Annotated in this window: 20 protein-coding genes; 12 read left to right on the top strand and 8 right to left on the bottom strand. The window is 43.0% G+C overall.

Annotated elements, in window-relative coordinates; genetic code table 11:
• The first annotated feature begins 131 nt into the window (after window positions 1-131).
• Window positions 132-1508, top strand: coding sequence for a glycosyltransferase (locus ACS8FC_RS10555; protein WP_439296714.1), 1377 nt, complete (start codon window positions 132-134; stop codon window positions 1506-1508).
• A 60-nt stretch (window positions 1509-1568) separates the two neighbouring features.
• Here the strand turns inward: ACS8FC_RS10555 and ACS8FC_RS10550 are convergent, their stop codons facing one another.
• Both ACS8FC_RS10550 and ACS8FC_RS10545 read right to left on the bottom strand, forming a co-directional pair.
• Window positions 1569-2225 (bottom strand): cupin domain-containing protein, encoded by a 657-nt coding sequence (locus ACS8FC_RS10550; protein WP_439261012.1) that lies wholly within the window; start codon window positions 2223-2225, stop codon window positions 1569-1571.
• On the bottom strand, window positions 2200-2940 hold the full coding sequence (locus ACS8FC_RS10545) for a gamma-glutamyl-gamma-aminobutyrate hydrolase family protein (RefSeq protein ID WP_439261013.1): 741 nt from the start codon (window positions 2938-2940) through the stop codon (window positions 2200-2202). The genes ACS8FC_RS10550 and ACS8FC_RS10545 overlap by 26 nt, the downstream gene beginning before the upstream one ends.
• 483 nt (window positions 2941-3423) lie before the next feature.
• Between ACS8FC_RS10545 and ACS8FC_RS10540 the strand changes: the two genes are divergently transcribed.
• The 6 genes from ACS8FC_RS10540 (at window position 3424) to ACS8FC_RS10515 (ending at window position 11556) form a co-directional block, all read left to right on the top strand.
• On the top strand, window positions 3424-4767 hold the full coding sequence (locus tag ACS8FC_RS10540; protein ID WP_439261014.1) for a glutamine synthetase family protein: 1344 nt from the start codon (window positions 3424-3426) through the stop codon (window positions 4765-4767).
• Between the two features lies 1 nt (window position 4768).
• A complete protein-coding gene (locus ACS8FC_RS10535; protein WP_439296712.1) occupies window positions 4769-6139 on the top strand; it encodes an NAD(P)/FAD-dependent oxidoreductase in 1371 nt (456 codons plus the stop codon).
• A 189-nt stretch (window positions 6140-6328) separates the two neighbouring features.
• Window positions 6329-7822 (top strand): Na+/H+ antiporter NhaC family protein, encoded by a 1494-nt coding sequence (locus tag ACS8FC_RS10530; protein WP_439261016.1) that lies wholly within the window; start codon window positions 6329-6331, stop codon window positions 7820-7822.
• Between the two features lie 133 nt (window positions 7823-7955).
• Window positions 7956-8825: an N-carbamoylputrescine amidase gene (gene aguB, locus ACS8FC_RS10525; RefSeq protein WP_439261017.1), complete on the top strand. Its 870-nt coding sequence runs from the start codon at window positions 7956-7958 to the stop codon at window positions 8823-8825.
• A gap of 82 nt (window positions 8826-8907) precedes the next feature.
• Window positions 8908-10011, top strand: a complete 1104-nt coding sequence (gene aguA / locus ACS8FC_RS10520) for an agmatine deiminase (protein WP_439296710.1) — start codon at window positions 8908-8910, stop codon at window positions 10009-10011.
• A gap of 171 nt (window positions 10012-10182) precedes the next feature.
• Window positions 10183-11556, top strand: a complete 1374-nt coding sequence (locus ACS8FC_RS10515) for an NAD-dependent succinate-semialdehyde dehydrogenase (protein ID WP_439261019.1) — start codon at window positions 10183-10185, stop codon at window positions 11554-11556.
• A 79-nt stretch (window positions 11557-11635) separates the two neighbouring features.
• On the opposite strand, the gene ACS8FC_RS10510 is transcribed toward ACS8FC_RS10515, so the two are convergent.
• The 3 genes from ACS8FC_RS10510 to ACS8FC_RS10500 all read right to left on the bottom strand — a co-directional run bounded on the left by ACS8FC_RS10510 (window position 11636) and on the right by ACS8FC_RS10500 (window position 16373).
• Window positions 11636-13078 (bottom strand): APC family permease, encoded by a 1443-nt coding sequence (locus ACS8FC_RS10510; RefSeq protein ID WP_439261020.1) that lies wholly within the window; start codon window positions 13076-13078, stop codon window positions 11636-11638.
• 348 nt (window positions 13079-13426) lie between these two features.
• A complete protein-coding gene (gene gabT / locus ACS8FC_RS10505) occupies window positions 13427-14689 on the bottom strand; it encodes a 4-aminobutyrate--2-oxoglutarate transaminase (RefSeq protein WP_439261021.1) in 1263 nt (420 codons plus the stop codon).
• A 208-nt stretch (window positions 14690-14897) separates the two neighbouring features.
• Window positions 14898-16373: an NAD-dependent succinate-semialdehyde dehydrogenase gene (locus tag ACS8FC_RS10500; RefSeq protein ID WP_439261022.1), complete on the bottom strand. Its 1476-nt coding sequence runs from the start codon at window positions 16371-16373 to the stop codon at window positions 14898-14900.
• A gap of 273 nt (window positions 16374-16646) precedes the next feature.
• Here ACS8FC_RS10500 and ACS8FC_RS10495 point away from each other — a divergent pair, with 273 nt between their 5' ends.
• Window positions 16647-17417 (top strand): IclR family transcriptional regulator, encoded by a 771-nt coding sequence (locus tag ACS8FC_RS10495; RefSeq protein WP_439261023.1) that lies wholly within the window; start codon window positions 16647-16649, stop codon window positions 17415-17417.
• Window positions 17418-17435: 18 nt separating this feature from the next.
• Here the strand turns inward: ACS8FC_RS10495 and ACS8FC_RS10490 are convergent, their stop codons facing one another.
• Together ACS8FC_RS10490 and ACS8FC_RS10485 are read right to left on the bottom strand one after the other, a co-directional pair.
• Window positions 17436-18674: a CaiB/BaiF CoA transferase family protein gene (locus tag ACS8FC_RS10490; protein ID WP_439296708.1), complete on the bottom strand. Its 1239-nt coding sequence runs from the start codon at window positions 18672-18674 to the stop codon at window positions 17436-17438.
• A gap of 202 nt (window positions 18675-18876) precedes the next feature.
• Window positions 18877-20079: an acyl-CoA dehydrogenase gene (locus tag ACS8FC_RS10485; protein ID WP_439296707.1), complete on the bottom strand. Its 1203-nt coding sequence runs from the start codon at window positions 20077-20079 to the stop codon at window positions 18877-18879.
• Between the two features lie 217 nt (window positions 20080-20296).
• Between ACS8FC_RS10485 and ACS8FC_RS10480 the strand changes: the two genes are divergently transcribed.
• Entirely contained in the window at window positions 20297-21124 is an 828-nt protein-coding gene (locus ACS8FC_RS10480; RefSeq protein WP_439296705.1) for an IclR family transcriptional regulator, read from the top strand.
• Between the two features lie 179 nt (window positions 21125-21303).
• On the opposite strand, the gene rtcR is transcribed toward ACS8FC_RS10480, so the two are convergent.
• Complete coding sequence (gene rtcR / locus ACS8FC_RS10475) at window positions 21304-23076, bottom strand: RNA repair transcriptional activator RtcR (RefSeq protein WP_439296703.1); 1773 nt, start codon at window positions 23074-23076, stop codon at window positions 21304-21306.
• A 123-nt stretch (window positions 23077-23199) separates the two neighbouring features.
• Here rtcR and ACS8FC_RS10470 point away from each other — a divergent pair, with 123 nt between their 5' ends.
• The 3 genes from ACS8FC_RS10470 to ACS8FC_RS10460 all read left to right on the top strand — a co-directional run bounded on the left by ACS8FC_RS10470 (window position 23200) and on the right by ACS8FC_RS10460 (window position 25892).
• The gene (locus tag ACS8FC_RS10470; protein WP_439261028.1) at window positions 23200-23340 is read left to right on the top strand and encodes a hypothetical protein; all 141 of its coding nucleotides are present in this window, start codon (window positions 23200-23202) and stop codon (window positions 23338-23340) included.
• A 585-nt stretch (window positions 23341-23925) separates the two neighbouring features.
• A complete protein-coding gene (locus ACS8FC_RS10465) occupies window positions 23926-25158 on the top strand; it encodes an RtcB family protein (RefSeq protein ID WP_439296702.1) in 1233 nt (410 codons plus the stop codon).
• Window positions 25159-25196: 38 nt separating this feature from the next.
• Entirely contained in the window at window positions 25197-25892 is a 696-nt protein-coding gene (locus tag ACS8FC_RS10460) for a hypothetical protein (RefSeq protein WP_439296701.1), read from the top strand.
• Window positions 25893-25899 lie beyond the last annotated feature (7 nt).

Genomic DNA, 25899 nt, shown 5'->3' with positions numbered 1-25899 from the left:
CAATTCTTTAGACTGTAGAAACTTGAGCCAGCATGGTGATTTGTCATCTCTAATCGGTCTTCATGGTTGAGTTTTCAGCATTTTTAACTGACAATAGCAGCTTGATATCCTAACTGGTGGCCCACGCTATTATGAAAGTTATGCGCTTACTGTCGTCCTTGAAGCATGATGAATCCGAACGTGGGATTTTTCATCTTGGACGTGCTTTGGCCAAAAACGGGCATACTTCTATTATTGTCTCTAGTGCCGATGATGATAACGATTTGGTCAAACGTTTAGAGCGAGATGGCAATATATACCATCAGCTGCATATGTATAAAAAATCATGGTTATCAATCTTACAAGTTGCCCCTTTACGTCATCTTATCGAACAATACAATCCTGATATTATCCATGTGCATTCACGCACACCTGCTTGGATATTGCATTTAGCCCTGCGCCGAGCACGCGTAAAACATCGACCAAAGCTAGTCTCAACCATGTATGGTTTTTATTCAATTAATAAATATTCACAAGCACTACTGGATGTCGATACTATTATTACGGTATCAGATAGTGTGACGAATTATTTGAGAAAAGGTCTACATCGCGAAGAGATCGATCCAAAGTCCATCAAGCGTATCTACCGCGGCGTTGATACGCGTCGTTATCCGTATCGGCACAACCCTTCTGTATATTGGTTGCGCCGTACCTTTGCAGAATATCCAGAGCTTGAACACAAGAAATGGTTGGTTTTTCCGACTATCATTGGTAATGAGTATGGACAAGAATGGCTGATTGATATTTTAGGTAATCTGCAAGAACAATTTCCCAACATTCACGCTATCATTATGGACGAAGACCATAGAGATGGTGATGTGGCGCATGAAGACTTTCGTCAACGCACCAATACGTTGGGTCTGGCCGAACGTATTACCTATGTCGGTCGTAAACGTAACGACATGCGCGAGTGGCTATCAGCGGCCAATATCGTTATGGCACTTGCCAACCAGCCTGAGTCTATCGGTATTAATGCCCTGCAGGCCATTCATCTAGGTACGCCCGTGATTGGTTGGGATCAGGCGGCTTTTAGTGAGATTTTGCAGCCGTTATACCCGCAGGGCTTGGTTAAAAAATATAATGCTCAGGCTCTATGCAAAGTTGTCAAAAGTCAGTTAGAAAGTGTCACTCGACCTGAGATGACAGATAAATTTACCATGCGCCAAATGATTAAAGAGACCATTGAAGTCTATCAAGGTCTGTATGAAGCACTGCAAAAAGAACAAAAAGCGTTGTTAGATGCTCACTCTTTACAAAGATCCAAAAAGCATCTAAAAGTGGCCAATTCTCCTTTTATCGATACTCATGATAAAAGGACAATAAATACAAAGATTAATCTATTAAAAAAGCCGCCAAAAACAACTGGCGACTCAGTGGCAAATATAGAACAGACTGCTAATGATAAAGCTGTCGTCACTAATAAAAGTAAAATGGATAAAAGTAAAACGGAACACGATTATAAGCAATAACAGTTAAGAACGAATTGCATTACTTTTTAGTATAGCAGCAACCCTATATAATCATTTTATCTAATAAGTCGTTGGTGTATGCGCACTCACTATATGAGTCACCGTATCGCTAGGATTGATAAAGGTATGCGGCTTCATGGTATCAATCACATAACTGTCCCCTTTATTTAGCAAGTATGTGGTCTCCTCGATACGAATCAAAATCTTGCCCTCAATGACCGTACCGATCTCTTCTCCTTCGTGAGCGATTTTTTCTTCCGTTGAGCTGTTGGGCTGATAGGTTTCAATCAAAAACCCCAAGTTTTTGGTTGTGCTGCAGTTGTATACCTGTTTGAGTGATACCCTGCTATTTGGTTCACTAAGCTCAATCAAATCTTTGGGAGTTACCACCACCCTTGCTTTAGGCTCTTTCCACTCATCACTAAAAAAAGTCGTCAAATCAGAGCCTAGCACCGCTAAAATTGCTTTTAATGTATTGACAGCCGGACTCACTTTATTACGCTCAATAGCACTGATTGAGGTATTAGTCAGTCCTGCAAGCCTTGCAAGCTTACGCTGTGAATAACCTTTAGCAAGTCGCAGCTGATTAATCTTTTTACCAATATCTTCTTCTGGTCGTTCATCCGCCTCCATGGCTGTCTGAGCCTTTTCGGCGGCGACTGTATCGTCTAAAGTGGTTGTATCTGAAACGTTATCTAGAGAGTTTTTTGCTGGCATGTTGAATGAATTCCGTGAACAAAAATTTGGACAAGTTATCTTGCGCATAATTTAACTCAGGGTGCCATTGTACACCAATCATAAATGGATGTTGTACTAAGCTGATTGCTTCTACTAGCCCATCACGTGCTACAGCTTCCACAGATAAGCGCTCTCCGACTTTATTGATGGCTTGCTTATGCAAGGAGTTGACATGCCATTCTTTGCCAAACTCCGCCAACCGTCCTTCTGGCTGGATTAAGACATCGTGTACAGGTTGATACTGTACCTCAAGAGGCGCTGTACTGTCTTCTAGATGCGGCTCATAAAACCCTTCGACTTCGCGCCAGTCTGGATGTAGCGTTCCCTCAAAATGTACATTCATCTCTTGTAGACCGCGGCAAACCGCTAATAAAGGTGTGCCTGTCTTATCTGCATGAGCCAGTAACTTAAAGCTCAGATCATCACGACCCAAATCTTGTTTTTCTTCAAGATGCGTTGCGCCATAACGGGTTGGCGCAACGTTACTATAGCTACCCGTCAATAAAATACCATCAAAAATTTCTAATAATGCGTCGAAGTTTGCACTATCGGCAGCTGTGTTTGGTAGCAATATAGGATTACCGCCATAAAAGTTCACAGCATCGATATATTTTTGATAAACCGACTGTGATGGCTGACCATCAACCATCTTATAACAAGAAACAATAGCGATTACAGGTCTAAAAGTATGCATGTCAATCTTCCTTGAATGTAACATCCGAACCTAAAACTTCAGATTGGATGAGCTTATAATGGCTTAAAATTTAACATACTCGCTCATAAAATGTAAACTATAAACTTCATTATTAATGCTACGGTATCCATAATGGTTATAATAAGTTACTTATTAATAGTTTTAAATAGTAATTGACATATATAAATTTCAATCATATATTGAATGACATCAGTAAGACAAAAGATACATTTCATCCATTAAGCGTATTGATAAATAGTGATGTAAAAAGACACTAAGGCATTAATATTATTGATGAAGATAAATAAAACGTGCTTAGCAGTAACTGGTAACGAGGCAATAAACTTTATTTATGACATCACTTATAGTCACTGTTTTATTTGAAATCTTCGATAACCTTTATAAAAAAGTGATACACAACAGCTACTAAAGGCTTAGTAGCAACAACTCAAAAAATCTTGAAAATCAATAGGAATTAGAGACATGACGACAACCAATGGAATGGTCGAATCTGCAAACAACACTGAATATGTCTATGTGGCTGCAGGTGATATTAATGGCTTACTTCGTGGTAAGCGCATCCCTTTTAGTCAAATGGAAAAAGCTCAGAACGGTAGCATCCGTTTGCCCTTGTCAATCTTAGGCGTCGACATATGGGGTGCTGATGTCATTGAGTCTTCTCAATGCAATGGTGATATAGATGCCATTGCTCGTCCTACAGGCCGTGCAGCATATCCCCTTCTTAACACTAGTGCACCATCATCTTTGCTACCCGTTTGGCTTTATACCGAAGACAACGAGCCTTATTATGGTGATGCCAGACACGTTTTAGATTACATCAGTAAAAAATTCAAAGAGCTTGGACTCACGCCAGTTATGGCAACGGAACTTGAGTTTTATCTGCTTGATTACACTGAAGGCGAAACCCCAAAACCCCCTATTCGTCCAAAAAGTGGGCTACGCCTGAATAAAACATCGATTTTAAGTATCAACGACTTACTACAATTCGATGAATTTTTAGATGAAATCTATGCTCAGTGTAAAAAGCTTGATATTCCTGTTGATGCTGCCTTGGCTGAAAATGGTTGTGGCCAGTTTGAAATCAATTTATTACATGTCGACGATCCATTAAAAGCTGCAGACGATGCCATTTTGTTTAAACAGGTTGTCAAAGCTGTCGCTGCACGTCGTAAACTAACCGCAACTTTTATGGCAAAGCCTTTTGGTTTGCAGTCAGGTAATGGCTTTCACGTTCACTGTAGTCTGCTTGATAAAGATGGCAACAATGTTTTTGATGATGGCTCAGAAGCTGGGTCAGATATGCTACGTCATGCGGTAGCTGGCCTTCTAAAAACCATGTCAGATTGCACCATATTATTTGCACCGCACGTCAACTCGTATCGCCGCTTTACTCCAGGGACACTGGCACCAAATAATATCTCATGGGGCTATGAAAACCGTACGGCAGCCGTACGTATCCCAGGTGGCGACTCTAAAGCACGCCGGATTGAGCATCGCGTGTCTGGTGCAGATGCCAACCCTTATCTGGTCTGTAGTGCAGTCTTGGCAGGCATGCTATATGGTATTGAAAACAAGCTTGAAGTCCCAGAACCCATCAACAGTATCACTTATGACGATAGTGAGCTTAAAACGTTACCTTTAGACTGGTTATCAGCCATTCGTAAGTTTGAAAATAGTGATTTAATCGACTCATTGTTCCCAAGTGAGATGATTGAGCTGTTAATCGCTGTCAAAAAACAAGAAGCCAAGCGCTTTGCTCAGCAAGTTACTAACCTTGAATACCTCACCTATTTACAGGATGTTTAATATGTCAAATAGCAATGTTACACCGCCTATGGAGCAAAATGCTCAGCCGAACAAGCCGTCTAATAATAAGCGCAATATTCCGCATTATTCAGACAAAGGGCAATATCCTGATAGCTATTATGCCGCCAGTCGTAATCCTAAGCCTGACAGACCGACGCTAAAAAATGACATTCAAACGGAGGTTTGTGTGGTTGGTGGTGGCTATAGTGGCTTATCAACCGCCCTACATCTGATCGAGACCGATCATGAAGTCGTCATTATTGAAGGCGCGCAGATCGGCTGGGGCGCATCAGGACGTAATGGTGGTCAAATCGTCAATGGCCTTAACGCCAGCCTACAAAAGATTCAAAAATCTTATGGTCAACAAAACGCAGACTTCGTCGGTCAACTAGTGACTCGCGGTGGCAAAATTATTCGTCGTTTTATCGCTGATTACAATATTGACTGCGATCTAAAAGAAAAAAACATCTTTGCAGCTCTAAACAATGGACAACTAAGGGACTTACAAGAAACGCATGCATTGTGGGAAAGCCATGGCATGCATGATCGAGAAATGTTGGACAAGTCTGGCATTCAAGAACACATAAAAACAGATGCTTATGTGGGCGGTGTCATTGATCATTCAGGCGGGCACTTTCACCCACTCAATCTAGCACTCGGTGAAGCCGCTGCTGTCGAACAAGGCGGCGGTACCATCTATGAAAATACGTTGGTCGTTGATATTGAATACTTCGATGACTCTATCAAAATCATCACTGAATTTGGCACAGTGACTTGTAAGCAGGCTGTAATTTGCGGCAATGCTTATCTAAATAAAGTCATTCCAAAACTGACGGATCGCGTCATGCCAGTATCAACGCAAATCATCGCGACCGAACCTTTGGGTGATTTGGCAGACCAACTGCTTCCAACCGATGTTTGTGTTGAAGATGTGCGCTATATTCTGGATTATTACCGTCTTTCTGCTGATAAGCGTATGTTATTCGGTGGTGGTACCGTCTACGGTGGTCAAGACCCATCTGACATTACAGCTAAAATCAGACCCAATATGAATAAGATATTTCCAGAATTGCGCGATGTCAAAATAGACTACGCGTGGAGTGGTAACTTTGCCTTGTCTTTTTCTCGTGTGCCCCAGCTGGGTAAATTACATGATCGCGTATTTTTCGCGCATGGCTATAGTGGTCATGGCGTGACAGGATCGCATCTATTTGGACAGATACTCGCCGATGCTATCAATGGCAAGACTGCAGAGTTTGATACGTTTACCAAGATACCATGGATACCTTTCCCAGGGGGCCGTGCATTAAGAGTACCTTATTCGATGATGGGATCATGGTGGTATGCCTTAAAAGATCGTACTGGCATGTAGACCAATAAGATAAATTAATAGATAATAGTTCATTTTTTAAATTTTTTGAGGATCGTTGTTACATTACACCATCACAGCAAAGGAGTGTTGTGATGAGCTTGATACCAGTAAATTCATAACTGTTATCAAGCATAAATTAAAGAGCATATTTTGTTCTATAAAAAATGAGGTTTTACAAGGAGTGTAACCATGAATATGAAGCTCAACGACGCTGTTGAAGGACTGTTTCATAACAAACGAGTGTTCTTAACGGTGGTAGTAGGCATAGCTATCTATCTTGCCTTTGTCTGGCTTTCAAGTACTCGAGATGCATCAGAATCTTGGGGTGCATTATCATTATTACCAACGCTACTAGTCTTAATCACTGCTATTGTCTCAAGACGCCCGTTTGAATCAATGATAGCAGGCTGTGTCGCCGGCCTGGTCATGCTCAATCCTTTTGATCTGGTCTCCCCCTTCGCCGACAATATCTCCATGGTTCTAGGTAATGAGACGATTATCTGGATCGTTTTGGTGTGTGGTCTTATGGGCGGGCTTATTCAACTGCTTGAGATCAGCGGTTGTCTAGATGGCTTTAGTGAATGGCTACAAAAGATCATCAAATCACGTAGACAGTCACTTTTGGCTACCTTTGCTTTGGGTATTGTGGTTTTTATTGATGACTATCTCAACTGTCTGGCCGTATCGACTTCTGTCAAAAAACTCACAGATGCGTATGGCGTATCACGTGAAAAACTGGCTTATATCGTCGATTCTACAGCGGCGCCCATGTGTGTTATTGTTCCTATTTCTACTTGGGCTGTCTACTTTGCAGGCTTGTTGGAAGAGAATAACGTCGCAGGAGACGGCGCTGGTTTAGGGCTTTATATCAGTGCTATTCCTTATATGGCGTATGCTTGGTTTGCCCTTATTATCGTATTCTTGGTTGCAACTGGTATATTTGGCAACTGGGGACCAATGAAAAAGGCTGAAAAACGTGCACAAGCTGGTAACCCTGTTCCTGAAGCCTTTGTAGAGGAGCAGTTAATCTCAAACGTCAAAGCCAAACGCAAGTTATCATTTAAAGCCAATATCTTAAATTTTGCTTTTCCTATGATCTTATTGATCGTCTCAACCATCTACTTTGAAATTGATTTATTAAGAGGCGCGTTATTGACGTGCTTTGTGACGGTTCTTGTATATTGGGTACAAGGAATTTTGAGCTTTGAGACCCAAGTTGAAGCTATTTTTAAAGGCTTTAAGGTCATGTTATACCCACTCTCAACTGTAATTGGAGGCTTTTTTCTAAAAGCCATCAACGATGAGCTTGGCATGACTATGTATGTCATTGAATCCATCACACCATATATGACCATTATCATCTTCCCTGCTGTCATTTTTGCAGTCATGGCTTTTTTAACATTTGCAACGTCGTCAAGCTGGGGTCTATATGTCTTAGCGATGCCAATTGTCTTCCCAATCTCTATGGCGCTGGGGGTTAGTACGCCACTTATGATTGGTGCCTTGTTATCTGCCTCTTCATTTGGTAGTCATGCTTGTTTCTTTAGTGATTCATCATTACTAGCAGCACAAGGCGCTGGGTGTTCACCGATGCAGCATGCCTTTACACAGTTCCCTTACGCTATGCTAGGTGCGGTACTGTCTGTCGCAACCTTCTTAGGCTTAGGGTTTATGATGGCCTAGATATAGCATAGTGTTGTTATCAGACCGTTATACTATGGGCAATTACCGTTTGGTCATTGTCCATTATCAACTATTTAATATGGTTTTTTTGTCCGACCTTACTTCTTAGCTAATATATAAAAGGAATTAGATTATGCGTACTGTAACTGTTGCTGCCACACAGATGGCTTGTGGTTGGGATATTCAACAAAACATAGATACGGCAACTGACTTGGTTACCAAAGCAGCTAAGGACGGTGCCAATATTATCTTACTCCAAGAGTTGTTCGAGACGCCCTACTTTTGCCAAGTTCATGATTTTGATTATTTTAAACTTGCCACCTCTGTCGCAGATAATGCTGCCATCACTCATTTCAAAAAATTGGCCAAAGAGCTAGAAGTGGTCTTACCGATTAGCTTCTATGAAAAGTCGGGCAATACGTTTTTTAATAGTATCACCATAATTGATGCCGATGGCGAGATACTTGGCACCTATCGTAAGACGCATATACCAGATGGCATTCCCTATGCTGAAAAGTTCTACTTTACCCCAGGCGATACTGGCTTTAAGGTGTGGCAAACCAAGTACGCCAAAATTGGGGTCGGAATTTGCTGGGATCAGTGGTTCCCTGAATGCGCGCGTAGCATGGCATTGATGGGTGCTGAAATATTATTTTACCCAACCGCTATTGGGGATGAGCCAACACTAGATATCGAATCAAAGGGGCATTGGCAGCGCTGTATGCAAGGACATGCAGCAGCCAACCTAATGCCAGTGGTTGCATCTAATCGTATTGGCTCTGAGACCGTCACACAAAATGGTGCTGATAGCGTGATGTCGTTTTATGGTGGCTCATTCATCACTGATGGCCGAGGCGAGATAGCTCAAGAAGCATCAGCAGATAATAATGAAGTCATCAGCGCCACCTTTGATTTAGACAAACTTGCTCGTGAACGCCAAGAATGGGGCGTTTTTCGTGATCGCCGTCCTTCTATGTATGGCACGTTACTGACTCATGGCTAAGCTGCACGTAATGTCAAACTGTGACTGAGATAGGTTATACAAAATTGTTTCTTAAAAGATTACTGCTAACAAGGTGACTTATATGTCTGAACTCATTCAAGACTCAACTCCGATAGACGACGGTTTTTATATGCCAGCCGAGTTTGAGCCCTTACAGCAAGTGTGGATGATCTGGCCTTATCGAGAAGACAACTGGCGTCAAAAGGCGGTCCCTGCCAAAGCAGCTTACAAAGCGGTGGCAATGGCTATTAAGCCCTATTGTAAGGTTGCAGTTTTAGTCAACCCTAATGACTACCAAGCTTGTCGTGATAGTTTGCCAGCTGATATTGACGTCATCTCCATGCCGAGCAATGATGCGTGGGCGCGGGACATCGTACCGACATTTTTAATCAATGATGCAGGTGAGCTACGCGGCTGTGATTGGACGTTTAATGCGTGGGGCGGAGACTACGATGGCCTTTATGCGCCTTGGGATGACGATGATAAGTTAGCTGCACGTCTATGCGATTATTTGAATATCGAACGCTACCGTACCGAAGATTTTGTGCTGGAAGGTGGCGCGTTTCATGTCGATGGTGAAGGCACAGTATTGACCACACGTATGTGCTTGCTCAGTCCTGGCCGTAATCCCCATCTTAACGAAACTCAAATCGAGGACAAGCTGAACACTTATCTTAATACCCAAAAGGTGCTCTGGATTGATGATGGTATCGATCCTGAAGAAACCACAGGACACATTGATGATATCGCCTGCTTTTCTCGTCCGGGTGAGGTGGTTTGCTTGTTTACCGATGACCCCAACCATCCGTTTTTTGAGGCCACTCAAAAAGCCTATAAACAACTCTCAAACATGAAAGATGCTAAAGGCCGACGTCTAACAGTTCATAAGCTTTGCTGTACCCAAAAGCCAGTTACGTTGCCTGAAAACTACGATATAGTACAGTCTGATGATGCCAAAGCGCGCCATACAGGTGATGTATGTATTGCCTCGTATGCCAACTTCTTAATCTGTAATGAGGCCATCATTGTCCCGCAATATGATGATATTAACGACAGTTTGGCCATTGAACAGCTTGAAAAAATCTTTCCTCGTCATCAGGTAGTGGGAGTACAGACAAAAGAGATTGTTTTTGGAGGCGGTAATATTCATTGTATTACCCAGCAGCAACCAGCCCTTAAACGCTAACGCTTAAACAATAGTAATTTTACTAAAGACATTATGCTATTCATACAGTTTAATATGTTACTGTAATGGGCTTTACCATTTATCAGAACACTTATAAGTGGTGTAAAATTAAATTTTAAACGTTAATTGTTTGAATAATAATCAATATGGATTTTAACCAAAGGAATATTTATGAGCGACTATCAAGTTAGCAACCCCGCGACTGGTGAAATCGAAGCCACCTACCCAACAGCGACTGAGCAAGATATTCAGCATGCTATTGAACAAGCAGACAATGCTTATCAAGAGTGGCAAAAAACCTCTCTTAGCGAACGTAGTGCGATAATGAATAAAGTCGCTGACATCTATATTGATCGTCAAGATGAGCTTGCACGTATCGTTGCCAATGAGATGGGTAAACCTGTTGGGCAAGCAAAAGGTGAGATCGGCTTGGTCGCTGAAATTTATCGCTACTATGCAGACAATGCTGAGCAACTATTGGCACCGAATACGATCGATGTTGATCAAGGTTCAGCGTCTGTAGAAAAGTTGCCAGTTGGTACATTATTTGGCATTATGCCGTGGAATTACCCTCATTATCAGGTCGCACGTTTTGTCGCGCCGAACGTCATGGCAGGCAATACCATTATTCTAAAGCATGCGCCCCAGTGCCCGAATACCGCAGAAGTCATCGTTGATATCCTAAAAGACGCAGGCCTGCCTGATGGTGTGTATAACAATGTCTTTGCTACCAATGAGCAAGCGGCGACCATTATTGAAGACAGTAAAGTCCAAGGCGTCTCATTAACAGGCTCTGAGCGCGCAGGACAAGCAGTTGCAAAAATAGCGGGCGGCGCGCTTAAAAAGGTCGTTTTAGAGCTTGGTGGTTCTGATGCCTTTATTGTGGCAGCAGATGCTGATATTGAGCAAGCTGTTGAAGGAGCTATTGAGGGTCGTTTTGGTAACACCGGCCAAGCTTGTAATGCAGCCAAACGCTTAATTGTCGTTGATAGCGTATATGATCAGTTTGTTAAAGGCTTTACCGACGCGGTACGTGGAATGAGCCTAGCGGATCCGCATAATGAAAAAACTTTCATTGGACCGATGTCATCAAAAAGTGCAGCGCAGAATTTGCAAGAGCAGTTAGATGGCGCTATTAAAGCAGGTGCAACTGTGCTTGTTGAAGGCGGCATGGTTAAAGATAAGCCTGGCGCTTGGTTTGCCCCTGCTGTACTGACAGACGTTGATGATTCGATGGATGTTTATCGCGAGGAGCTATTTGGTCCTGTCGCGGTCATCTATAAAGCCCGTGATATCGCTCATGCTATCAAAATTGCCAATGATGTTCCGTTTGGTCTTGGCGCGTCCATTCAGACCCAAGATTCGGCTCTAGCAGCACAGATCGCTGAACAACTAGAAGTGGGTATGGTAACGATTAATTCACCGTCTGGCTCTGAAGCCAACACCCCATTTGGCGGTGTCAAACGCTCAGGGTTTGGTCGTGAGCTTGGCACCCTTGGTATCACTGAGTTTTTAAACTATAAGTTGATTCGTGATAAATCGTAATTAATAGAGTCATTGTTTATACAAACAAAAAGCCTAACATTTGATGTTAGGCTTTCTTGCAATTAGAACCGTAACAAACTTATTTCTTGTAAGGATTCTCTTGTAACCACTGCTGATTGACAATCTTTAACTCTTCTAACTCAGCTGCCATGACCACTTTGCTCTTGCCTGGATTTTTGATCGACTCATAAGTGAAGAAAATGATACCTAATATGGTCCAGCCGACGAATATTGACCATTCAATTCCAGAGAGTGCCGATGGCATTCCGGGTAGATATAATACAAACAAGCCCAAACTGAGAATAATAGTAATCATACCGACAACTTTGCCTGCTGGAATCTTAAACGGACGTACCATATTAGGCTCGCGATAACGCAATACCAAAAACGATACTGCTACTAAGGTATAAGCAATGACGACACCGAAACCACCCGCTGTAACGATCCATACTAGCATCTTACGACCAAATAATGGTGCAAGCGTAGCAAGTCCACCGATAAGTAAGATTGCATTGATTGGTGTCTTATGCTTAGGATGCAGTTTACCCAAGAAGGCTGGCAGCATATGAGCTTTAGACATCGCATAAAGTAAACGGCTACCACCAATCAAGAAGGCATTCCAGCTCGACATAATACCAAGTACACCACCGATGACCAGTAAGACACCTGCCCATTTGCCTTGCCATGCGGTCTCCATTGCATCAGCAGTGCCTAAAGAGGATGTTTCAGCTAGCGCCAACGGTAGCGTCACGCCTACACTCCAAATGACCGCAACATACCAAATCACCGCGACAATTAACGAGACAATTAAGAATTTACCGATATTTGGACGGGTTAAGTTCATCTCTTCTGCTGCCTGCGGGATAACATCAAAACCTACAAACATAAAGGGAACCATTACGATAACGGCCATAATACCGCCAATACCACCAATGAACGCAGGCGACAACTCAGTGTTTGTCGTTTCAGGATTGAAGAGCAGTGCCCCTATAAACAATAGAACACCAACAATCAAAATACCAGCCACTGCTGTTTTTTGAAACCAAGCACTGACTTCCATACCACGTGTGTTCAGCCAAGTCACTAAAACAGAGCCTGCCATACCGACGCCTGCCCATGTCGCATAGACATCCCACCCTGCTACATTCCATAAATACCCTTGATTATAATTCGGTATCAAATACTCTACCACGGTAGGTAGAGCAACGGCTTCAAAAGCCACGACCGACAAATAACCAAAGAGCATACTCCAAGAGCATATAAAGGAGACATTAACCCCTAAAGCACGGTGGGTATAAGTGTGCTCACCCCCTGTAATCGGCATGGATGAGGTCAGCTCAGCATAGGTCACACCGATCATAACGACCGCAAGTCCACCGACTAAGAACGCGGTGATAGCGCCCCACGTCCCAGCTGAGACTACCCAACCACTAGCCAAAACGACCCAGCCCCAACCTACCATAGCACCGAATGCTAGAGCGATAATATCGACTACCCCTAACGATTTTTTCATTGCAGACATAACTTGCTCCTTGTCCGTGTATCATCCGTGTCAACCTTTTACGGTTAAGCTGGCTTGATTTGATATCTAAAACCTACCGCCTAGACTCTAATACTCATATTACTTGTTTGGTATTAGCGCAAGCAATGGCTTCTCATTACTGTAACTTAAAATATGAACTGACAAAAACAACAACGGCGTCTTGATTTACAAGACGCCGTTATAGAGCTTATATTCAGAATTAATACTCCAAAAGCGTCCTTGCTTTTATATCTATACCCTACCTTTTAACCAAACTAAAAATTTAGTTAAAACCGATACAATCGTTACGATATGTTTTAGCACAAAGCCCCTAAAACTGCGTAGCAATTAAGCGGTTAAAATACCTTTTATAATATCAAGACCTTCTTGCAATACTTCATCTTCAACTGTTAGAGGAACCATGACACGAATCGCGTTGCCATGCATACCACAAGACGCTAACAATAAACCTTGTTCAAAAGCTTTAGCTTTTAGGTTAGCTGTTGCATCCGTATCAGGTTTGCCTTCACTATCGATCAGCTCAAAAGCTAACATTGCACCTTTGTGACGAATATGACCGATACTGCTAAGGTTTAGATCTTTTAAGAATGCTTCGATTTTATCGCCAATCTCAACACTGCGCTCAAGTAGGTTTTCTTCTTCAATGACTTCCATGACGGCCAGTGCTGCCACACATGCAAGCGGGTTACCAGAATAAGTCCCACCCAAACCGCCGACTTGCGGTGCATCCATAATATCAGCACGACCAATGACTGCAGAGATAGGATAACCACCTGCTAAGCTTTTAGCGCTCGTCATTAGATCAGGCTCGACGCCTAGCTGCTCACTGGCGAACAAAGTACCCGTACGTGCAAAACCACACTGGACTTCATCAAAAATCAGTACAATGCCATGCTCATCACAAATTTTACGCAACGATTTAGCAAATGATGGCGTTACCTGATGAAAACCGCCTTCACCCTGTACTGGCTCAATGATCATCGCGGCCACTTCGCTTGGATCGATATCCGCTTGAAAAATCATCTCAAGACTATGTAGCGCTTGTGCTTCTGTGACGTTCAACTCTTCAGCTGGGAATAGCGCATGAAAAACAGGTCCTGGCATAGGGCCAAAGTTCTTTTTGTATGGAAGCACTTTACCTGTTAGGCTCATGCACATTAGCGTACGGCCATGCCAACCGCCAACGAAAGAGATAACACCTGGACGACCTGTTTTAGCGCGAGCAATCTTAATGCAGTTTTCAACCGCTTCAGCACCAGTCGTTAAAAAGAAAGCCTTGGTATCGCCACTGATGGGGGCTTTTTTGCAAAGTTTTTCAGCAAGATCTACGTAGCATTCGTAGTTAATCATTTGCGCGGCTGTATGCGTAAACTTGTCTAGTTGCTCATGGACACGCTGGGTGATTTTTGGATGGCTGTGACCAGTATTGAGTACTGAGATACCGCCTACAAAGTCGATATAACGATTACCTTCAACGTCCCAAACTTCAGAATTTTTTGCTTTTTCTGCGAAAATAGGAAACGCCACACCAAGTCCTGTTGGTAACACAGCTTTACGGCGCTCAAGCAATGATTGATTGTTCGTAGTCATAGGAATGTCCTTTTCTTTATTTTTACATAAGTGGCGGTTATTGAGTAACGATTTATCTAATAAATACTAGATACCAAATTTTATTAATTTTATTTAACACTAAAATTCTTTAACGCATTGATCCTCAACTTAACATTCATCAAAAACTATGGAAGAAGCTGAGGATCAAAAAACTGACTGTTAAAAACCAAATGCATCAGTCAAATCATTAACTGACGTCAGAGCACCAGTACTTGGTCACAACGTATTCTTCGATACCATATTTAGAGCCTTCACGACCAAATCCTGACTGCTTCACACCGCCAAATGGAGCTACTTCTGTAGAGATAAGTCCCGTATTATGACCGATGATACCGTACTCAAGACCTTCCGAGACGCGCCATGAGCGAGCATAATCTCCGCTGTAGAAGTAAGCGGCCAATCCGTAAATCGTATCGTTAGCTCTACGAATCACTTCTTCTTCGTCGTTAAAGGTAAATATGGTAGCGATAGGACCAAAAATCTCTTCGTGAGCAATGTCCATGTCACTACTAAGATCAGTAATGACAGTCGGGTTATAGGTCAACTCTGATGCGCTATTGATACTACCACCAGCGATTAGTGTTGCGCCTTTATCCAATGCATCTTTGAGTAGTGCTTGTACCTTATCTAGTGCTTTTTTGTTGATTAAAGGACCGATATCCACGCCTTCCTCTAAGCCGTTACCAACGTTCAGTTCAGCTACTTTTTTGACAAACACATCCAAAAATTCATCTTTGATGCTGTCTTGGACATACACACGGTTGGCGCACACACAGGTTTGACCAGCGTTACGATATTTAGAAGCAATCAAGCCTTCGGCTGCTTTTTCAAGATCTGCGTCATCAAAAACGATAAATGGGGCGTTGCCACCCAGCTCTAATGACAGCTTTTTGATAGTCGGTGCACATTGAGCCATCAAAGTACGGCCCACTTCCGTAGAACCTGTGAATGATAACTTATGAATACGAGTATCGCCTGTAAGGATGTCACCAATCGTTGATGATTTACCAGTAACGACTTGAATGACACCAGCTGGGATACCTGCTTGCTCTGCTAATGCACCTAATGCTAGCGCAGAAAATGGAGTCTCAGTGGCCGGTTTGATGATCATCGTACAGCCTGCCGCTAATGCAGGTGCAGCTTTTCGGGTAATCATCGCAGCTGGAAAGTTCCAAGGCGTAATAGCCGCGCAAACACCAACTGGCTGCTTAAGAACGACGTGGCGCAGTTGGGATTGATTGGCAGGAATCACATCACCGTAAACGCGCTTGCCTTCCTCTGCAAACCAGCGAATAAAGCTATTGGCATAACCAATCTCACCGCGCGACTCGGTCAAAGGCTTGCCTTGTTCCGCGGTCATAATGATTGCAAGATCTTCTTTATTTGCATCAATGAGATCTGCCCATTTTTGCAATAATTCTGCACGTTCTTTTGGTGTTTTTGCAGCCCATGCTGTTTGTACGTCGTGCGCATAAGCGACAGCGTCATTGACGTCTTCGGTGGTAAGACTTGGAATAGTGCCAATAACGTCCCCACCAAAAGGGTTACTTACTTCAAGAGTGGCTTCATCACTAGCAGCATGCCATCCATCCTTAATCAAGCAGTGTTGCTTAAGCAGGTCTGGGTTTGACAACTGTAGAGTAGATTGTGACCGTTGTGACATTTTGACGCTCCTTGTCGATTGGACTAATGGCATATTATAAAGGTAGATAAAACGGTTATTAGTAGCTTTGATAATGAAATCGTTTTGATACGACTCTACATAAATAATTATTGATAACTGTTATATTGTTCAATATACTGAACATAGATTCTATATATGAGACATCATTATAAGAATGATGGGATCCATTTTGCAACCTTTATTCTCATTTTCATGACTATTTAACGCTTTATTTTTATTGTTTTTAATTTTACTCACCTTTATAGGCCCCTTATGAGCTCAACCGCTGTTCCTGCATTAGACAAAACTTTTCAGATTTTAGATTTGATTACGGCAAGTACCCAGCCCTTGACAGCCGCTCATATTGCCAAAGAATTAGATCTTCCTCGCAGCTCAACCCATAATATTTTACAAAGTCTGCTCACCAAACATGTAATCTATAAAGACGCTGAAAATCGTTTTCATTTAGGTTCTTATTTAATGTACTGGGCGGGCAAATATGAGCAGCAGCAAGGTGTGATCCAGCTATTTAAAGACTTAATCGTACAGTATCCTGCCCTACTACAGCATACCGTCACGCTATCTAAACTGGACTTAGGAGAAGTGGTATTTTTGGCCTGTCATGAAGCCCCTGCGCCGCTCGGCTTTACCTTCCGTGCTGGGGTACGTGTGCCCGCCGTATTTTCGGCGACGGGCAAAGCCATGCTCTCAACCTTACCTATAGATACTATAGAGACGATATATGAGGGGCAATTTCCTAAACCGCTAACCCCAAATGGCGTTGACAACTTTGTCAGCTTTGCCGATGAGATGGCAGCTATTCATGACAGCCGTATTTCATTAGATGATGGACAGCTACGCGAGGGTATGTATTGCTTAGGTACTTATATTCGTAATGCCTCTGGTCACGCAGTCGCTGGCATGGCAGTCAGCTTTTTGCAAGTTGAATATGAAGCCAAACGCGCTGAGGTGAGTGCTGTTCTGATTGAGTTGGCCAAACAAATAGAGCAGCGCTTAGGCTTTATACCTTCACGCTCAGCCTAGCTTTGTTGTCCATTTTAACTAAACAATACCGTCTGCTTTGAGTTTGGCTATCATCTCGCTATCATAGCCAAGATCTGCAAGCGTGCTATCGGTATGCTCGCTTAGTCGCGGCGGCGGTGTACGATAAGTTACTGGAGAAGCTGATAGCTTAATAGGGCTACCAAGCGCTCTTACCGGACTGCCTTGTGCGGCAAAATCAACAATCATCTCACGTGCTTGCGCTTGCGGCATTGCTAAAGCTTCAGCGATGTTATGAATGGCACCGCAAGGAATACCTGCCTGCTCTAATGCCTCTAACCAATACGCACGCGGATGCTCGGCAAACTTCTTAGCCAGCTTATCACACAACAGATCACGCTCTACTACTCGTGCAGGATTGGTCATAAAACGGTTGTCGGTATGCCAATCGACTCCTAGCACTTCGCAAAGTTTGGCAAATTGGCTGTCGTTACCACACGCTAAAATAAAATGCTCTTCACCCTGACCTGCAAACACCTGATAAGGTACGATGTTTGGATGCTGGTTGCCCAGTCTTGGTGGTACAGTTCCTGATGCTAAATGATTCATACCGACGTTAGCTAACATGGCCAGCGCACTATCTAATAACGCCACATCGACGTGTTGTCCAAGCCCAGTATGTTGACGCGCCAATAGTGCCGCTTGGATACCAATCGTGAGTTGCAGACCTGCAAATAAATCGACAATGGCAACGCCAACCTTATGTGGTTCACCATCGCTGGGGCCTGTAATACTCATCAACCCTGATAGTCCTTGGATAATATAATCATAACCTGGACGCTTAGCATCTGGTCCTGTCTGACCAAAACCCGTTAAAGAGGCATAAATTAGGCGCGGATTGTCTTGTTTCAGGCTATCGTAGTCTAAGCCGTACTTTTTGAGACCGCCAACCTTAAAGTTCTCTACCACGATATCGCTATCAGCGATTAGCTGCTTGATAATGGCTTGTCCGGCTGGGGTCGTGATATCGACAGTGAGCGATTTTTTATTGCGGTTAATAGTCGCATAATAGGCAGAAGTGTCATCGCTGAATTTGGGCGGTGCCCAATGACGGGTTTCATCTCCGATGCCAGGACGTTCAACCTTGATGACTTCTGCGCCAAGATCGGCGAGCACTTGTGTACAGGATGGACCGGCCAATACTCTAGACAAGTCCAATACCTTAATACCCTGTAAAGCTGCCCGTGGTGCATTATCAATATCGTCTTGTGAATTAGAAGGTTGTAATGTCGTACTCATGATATTCCCTTACCTTTTAGAAACATTGAGGTATTCATTATTTTAAGCTTGCGCATACATCATTATTTCAAATTATAAAAAAACGCACGCTAATGTTAAGCGCTGTATTAAAGGCTAAACAGTAACGTACGTTAGTCGTTGAAAATTGATATTTAGCTATGAATTAATCAAAAGCTAATTATTACCTTGCTAGCGCTTTAGATTAATAAAACGCTTGAATACCAGTCTGCGAACGACCTAGGATAAGTGCATGGATGTCATGCGTACCTTCATAAGTATTAACCGCTTCTAGGTTCATGACATGGCGAATGATATGGAACTCATCAGAGATACCGTTACCGCCATGCATATCACGAGCAACACGAGCGATATCTAATGCCTTGCCGCAGTTGTTACGCTTAATTAGCGATATCATCTCAGGCGCTGCATTATGCTCATCCATCAAGCGACCAACACGTAGCGCTGCTTGCAAGCCAAGGGCAATCTCAGTTTGCATATTAGCAAGTTTTAGTTGTACCAATTGCGTTGCGGCTAATGGACGGCCAAACTGTTTGCGATCAAGGGTATATTGGCGCGAGGCTTTCCAGCAAAATTCAGCCGCACCCATTGAACCCCATGCGATACCGTAACGGGCTTTATTTAAGCAACCAAACGGACCTTTAAGACCACGAATATCTGGGAAGGCATTGGCTTCAGGAACAAATACTTTGTCCATGACAATCTCACCAGTCACTGAAGCGCGCAGTGAGAACTTACCTTCGATCTTCGGTGCAGATAGACCTTTCATACCTTTATCTAAGATAAAGCCTCGAATGTCGCCTTCATCATCTTTTGCCCATACGACGAACACATCAGCGATAGGACTGTTGGTAATCCACATCTTATTACCAGTCAGCTCATAACCGCCATCGACAGCACGCGCACGAGTCGACATTGACGCAGGATCTGAACCTGAATCAGGCTCGGTCAGACCGAAGCAACCGACATATTCCCCTGAAGCAAGCTTAGGCAGATACTTCTCTCTTTGCTCTTCAGTACCATACTCATGGATAGGATGCATAACCAAGCTTGACTGCACACTCATCGCAGAGCGGTAACCGGAATCTACTGCTTCCACTTCTTTAGCAATTAGACCATAAGCCACGCTTGACAAACCAGCACAGCCGTAACCTTCAATCGTTACGCCAAGTAAGCCCATCTCGCCCATTTGACGCATAATATTACGGTCGAAATTTTCGTTGCGATTGGCCTCTAAAATACCAGGCATTAATTCTTTTTGAAAAAACTGATGCGAGCTTTCATTGACCATGCGCTCTTCATCAGTAAGCTGATTACGCAATAAAAAAGGATCTTCCCAATCAAAACTTGGGCTGGCATTCGTTCGTAGGTTAGTAGGTGCTGACATGTCGTACTCCTTTACTTAAGACGGCTTGTAAAAACTGTTCATCAACGTTTTATCAAAAACTACTTATATAACCAGCTAAATCACAAGCAAATTTTATTTGACAACAATTTTATTTGACAACCAAGTTCCGCTATGTGAAACTTAGTTTCATAATGTAAAACTATTTAAGCAAAATTTATCTCTCTTGTAAACCTTTTTGAATATATGCGGTCAAAAAATGACAAAAAACTTGCCAAAACCGACGCCTTTACTAGTACGCACGAATAATGCCCTTGTGCAAAGCAAAAAGACAGAAGACAGACAGTTTGTCACGGCGCTTGGGCGCGGCTTGTCTATACTTGCTGCCTTTGAACAGCAAGAGCAGTTAAGTCATCAGCAATTGTGCCAAATGACAGCACTACCGAAAGCGACCATCACTCGGTTAATTTACACTTTAACCACGCTTGGATTTTTACGTATCACCGCCTACGGTCAGTATGAGTTGGGTAGTAGCGCAGTGCGATTAAGCGCTACTGCTTGGAGTCGTCATGATGTAGTCGCATTTGCTGAACCTTTGCTACGTCAGTTTGCAACACAAAACGAAGTGTCAGTGAACTTAGCCACAGAGATTGCAGGCGAAATGCGTTATCTTGCCTGCTGCCGTAGCCCTGCTCGCCTATCGGTCAATTTACAAGTTGGCTCAGCCGTACCCATTGCACGCACCGCCATTGGACGAACTTTTTATGCGGCAAGCTCACAAGAAAGACAGGCGGTTATCATTGGCAATCTGCAAGAGAATTTGTCTGTCGAGAATTATAACCATGCGCAAAGCACTCTAGCCAGCGCAGCGGAGCATTATGAGCAGTACGGTTATACTGTGTCTGATGGAGAGTTTTCTACTGACATATTAGCAGTCGCGGTTGGGGTGTTTGATGTCGCCACTGGGCAATATGCGTATTCACTCAATGCTAGTGTGCCAAGTGCCAACTGGGAAGCAGATGACTATGCTGAGATGATAGTGCCAAAGTTGCAGGCATTGGCGGAGCGGATTGGTGGTGGGGATTAAAGCGGTTGATATTTATCATCTTTAACGCTATAGATCATTATCGAACCATTAGCATTAACCTTATAACGATTGCGAACATGAGCAATGTAAGGATCGCCGCCACAGATTTCATCGTGGATCACTCATAACTACTTCCTTTTATTTTAATATTCAATCAGCAAAAACAATGCTTTTAAACTCTACCCCAGCTCATCAAATCTAAGCCCGAATTTGAGCAAATACTTACGCAATCTATCGCTATCATTTGGGCTTTTAAGCTTATCTCTTGAATTAGCGTAAAGATAGCGTCCCGCCGCCGCTTGGTTTTTATGGCTGATACACACCTCAATGACATACGCCAGTTGTACTGCGTCAAACGGATCAATCGTAGCAAGGGTTTCATTATCTAAATATTTATTTAGAATGTCATAACTACCCTGCTCAACTAACTCACTGTTGGAACTGATTTTAACATCATTACTTGAACCATTACTTAGGCTATTTTTAGTTGCGTCATTGCCTTTATCATTACTTAAACTGTTCGAGCCATTCAAACCATCTACCAAACCCCAAATATTCATCAAGCGCGCGATCTCTGCTTGTACGTCTGTTTTCCGAATCACTTTACTTTCAGTCAGCGTTGTTAAGCGAATCATACTCGCGGTCAAATCACGAAAGTTACCTTGCCATGTCGCCTCAGAACTTGTCGCAAAGTCTTCGTATAATTGCCGCGCATCAACCGTAAAGCGGAATTGCTGTTGCTGCTCGCTACCCAAACGCGCCAGCTCATAGTCGATATTGGCAGGTAAATCCTCTAAGCGGTCTTTTAATGAGGGCAAAAAAAACGTCCAAGTATTGAGCCGTGCAAATAAATCCGCACGAAACTCTCCATTGGCAACTGCTTGTCGCAGGTCTTTATTGGTTCCTGCCATCAGCTGAAATGAGACACTGATCGGCGTATCACTACCCAGCGGATAAAAGCGCTGCTCCTCCAAAGCGGTTAGTAACATCGCTTGCTCATCAAGACCCAACTCGCCGATTTCATCTAAAAACAACAATCCGCCATCGGCTGATTTTAGCAGTCCCTCACGACTGGACGCCGCGCCGGTAAACGCGCCTTTGATATGACCAAAGAGTACGCTCATAGCGGTATCGCCGCGCAAGGTGGCACAGTTGACCTCGACAAAGTTATCAAGGGTATATTTGTTTTGCGCGCTGCTATTGGCTTTGGCTTTTTTAAGCGCGTAGATTTGGCTCGCCAATTGCGACTTGCCTGCCCCTGTTGCGCCTATTAAAAGTATTGGCGCGGTGGAGCGCGTCGCGACTTTTTCGATATCGGATATTAGCTTTTGATAAGCAGCGTTTTGGGTGACCAGATTGGCTTGTAAGGTTTGCCAATGTTGCTGCTTTTCGGCCTCAAAACGCTCACGCAAGCCATCGTAGCGTGAGACATCCAAATCAATCACTTGATAGCGGCCTTGCGGATCAGCTTGGTCGGGTCTTGGGCACGGCGAAGTTTGAACCAGATCGGCAGGAATAAACCCCGCCTCCACCAGTAAAAACCAGCAAATCTGTGCCACATGCGTGCCTGTGGTGAGATGTAGCAAGTAATCAGTATTATCTTGAAAATCAAAGCCTGTGGCAAAGTCATATAGCTCGGCATAGACATCGGCAAAGTCCCACGGGCTTGATAACGTCACATGATGAGCGATGACTTGTGTCTGCGGACTGACTTTGGCGATATCGTCTTTGACAATCTTAAACAGGCGCTTATCACGCTTGCTATATAAAACATGCAGCTCATCGACGAGCATATCATCGTGCAGGCATAGACTTACCGTCGGTCGCCAGCGTTGCCAACGCTTGTCATTAAAGCCGTTGTCTAAGGTGGTACCGAGAAAGCCGATGATGGCGGTTTTATTAGGGATAGCTTGGTTAAGATGTTTTATATTAGACTGAGAGTTATTAGGCATATTTTTATTATAAGTCAGCTGCTCTATTGAGCTTTGTAAAAAGGGACATTCTGCTATAATCAAAGCAACCAGCTATCATTATAACCATAGCGTATAAATGCCTATTATAAATAAGGAACAAAAATGAGAAACCAAATCATGTATGGTCTATTAGGAGCCACATTACTGCTTGGCGCTTGTGCTGAGCCGCCACCAGAAGAAGCAGCGCCAGTTGAAGGACCGCCAGATACTGAAGTTGAGCCGGTAGAGCCAGTCGCTGAGTAATAAAACAGTATTAATAGTCTGCAAAACATTTGGCGAATGATTAATACTGTTTTTTATAAGGTTAAAACAAGCGTATTCTTTTTAGACAGTTACTTTAATTAGCTGTCTATCTTTATCAGCTGATCCATATCTAGCTCATCAGTCGCTTGCCCATCGTCAATGTAGTTATTGCCCCCGATAGCCATCTCATATAGTCCCAATACTTAAGCCAAACTGCCAGATGTTTTATTTGTAAATACAAAGTCCTGATTGGTTTCATAAGGTAACCGGATGATTATGTAGTATTGCACTCCGTGAGCCATCATCTACGCTACACCTGTCTCTAAACTACACACTTAAAAATATATTCAAATACTACTTAACTTTAATCTTACCTAATATATATTAAATTATATAACAATAGAATAATTTATATTTTTAAAGTTCAAAGCTATTTTATGAATATAACTCTTCTCAAAATGTAAAACTATTTTTCTTTTTATATCAGATACTTATAAAAATAATTCTAGGGAATAGAAAATTTGGCATACCCTTAGCACTATATAAAATAAGAAAAACAATTTTTACAACGCTAAGGAGCACGCTATGCAACCTACCACTCATAACATCATTCAAGATGGCGGAACCCCGATAAAACTTTGGACCAAAGGCGTGCCTGTCGATCCCAAAGCGCATGATCAGCTGATTAAAGCCTCGCAGATGCCATTTATTTACAAGTGGCTAGCGGTGATGCCCGATGTGCACGTGGGTATCGGCGCAACCATCGGTACAGTATTACCGACTAAAGAGGCGATTATTCCAGCGGCAGTCGGTGTCGATATCGGCTGCGGCATGATGGCGGTGCAAACCACCTTAACCGCTGAGGACTTGCCTGATAACTTGCAGGGCCTACGTAGCGAGCTGGAAAAAGCCATTCCGCACGGTCGCAGTAAAACTCGCGGACGCGGTTCTCGCCGTGATGTCGGCGCGTGGTCAAACCCTGATGACACCGTTCAAGACGGCTGGGGCACGCTGGTTGATGATTTTAATTATCTCACCCAAAAGCACCCTAAGCTTAGAAACACCAATAACCTAAAGCACTTGGGCACGCTCGGAACCGGCAACCATTTTGTCGAGGTGTGCTTGGATGAGACCAATCAGGTGTGGATTATGCTGCACTCCGGCTCGCGCGGGGTCGGTAATACCATCGGTCGTTACTTTATCGAGTTAGCGCGTGAAGATATGCGCAAGTGGTTTATCAATTTGCCGGATAAAGATTTGGCGTACTTTGCCGAAGGGACTGAGCACTTCGATGATTATTGGTTTGCGGTCGGTTGGGCGCAACGATTCGCCTTTAAAAACCGTGAAATCATGATGGAAAATGCTATTAAAGCACTACGCAATATTGTTACCAAACCCTTCAATGCCCAAAGAAAAGCGGTGAACTGTCATCATAACTATGTGGCTAAAGAAGAGCACTACGGTGAGGAAGTATTCGTTACGCGTAAAGGCGCAGTACGTGCCCGCGTCAGTGAATACGGTATTATCCCAGGATCGATGGGTGCAAAATCCTTTATCGTACGCGGCAAAGGCAACGCAGAATCTTTCCATTCTTGCTCGCACGGCGCGGGTCGTATCATGTCGCGTACTGAAGCCAAAAAGACCTTTACGGTAGATGATCAGATCGCCCAAACCGAAGGGGTGGAATGTCGTAAGGATAAAGAAGTGATTGACGAGATTCCAGCGGCATATAAAGACATTGACGATGTGATGCAAGCACAAAGTGACTTGGTGGAAGTGGTGCATACTTTGCGGCAAGTGGTTTGTGTTAAAGGCTAAATAGGAACTGCAATTTTATAACAAACAGGAAAAATTTTATGGAAGATTCTATTCAATCTAGGGTTCTATATACAAACTTGCAGCTAGACAATGCATCTGAAATGATTGATGAAGGACAGTTTGAGGAAAGCTATAAGTTATGCTTATATTTGAAGGAGCTTCTAGAAGAGGTTAATGATATTAATGAACCAAGTTTATCTTTAGCACTTTTTAGACTCGCTGGTATATTTGTCGATATAGGTCATATGGCTTCTAAGGCAGAAGCTAACTATATAGGCTTAAAAATAATGGAATCTGATAGCTTTGAAAACTGTTTAACTCGTGATAGTTATTATTACTGTTTAGCAAATGCTAACCGAAATATAATTCAGCATAAATATGGCAATTCTTTAGCTTCAGATATCAAATCTATTCCAGAGTTGTCAAAAATTAATTCACTTTTCCTTAAAGCTATTTTAAATTGTAGAGAACAAGAAATAGAAGCTCAACCACAATACTTAGTGAATCTAGGAAATAACCTTAAGCAACAATACAGATTTTCCGAGGCATTAGCTCTATACGATCAAGTTATCGCAATGAATTTGGATATCGCTCAAGCTTGGGTAAACCGTAGTGAATGTTTAATTTTACTGAATAGCATTACTAAAATGCATACTGTTCAGCAGGGTAAAGAAATAGCTTTAGGTTACAGAAAAGCAAGTGCATCAAAGTGCATCAAAGTGCATACCTCCTGACTGGGCA

It is taken from the genome of Psychrobacter sp. 1Y4 (assembly GCF_051847555.1).
This window is presented reverse-complemented; position numbering and strand designations above follow the sequence as displayed.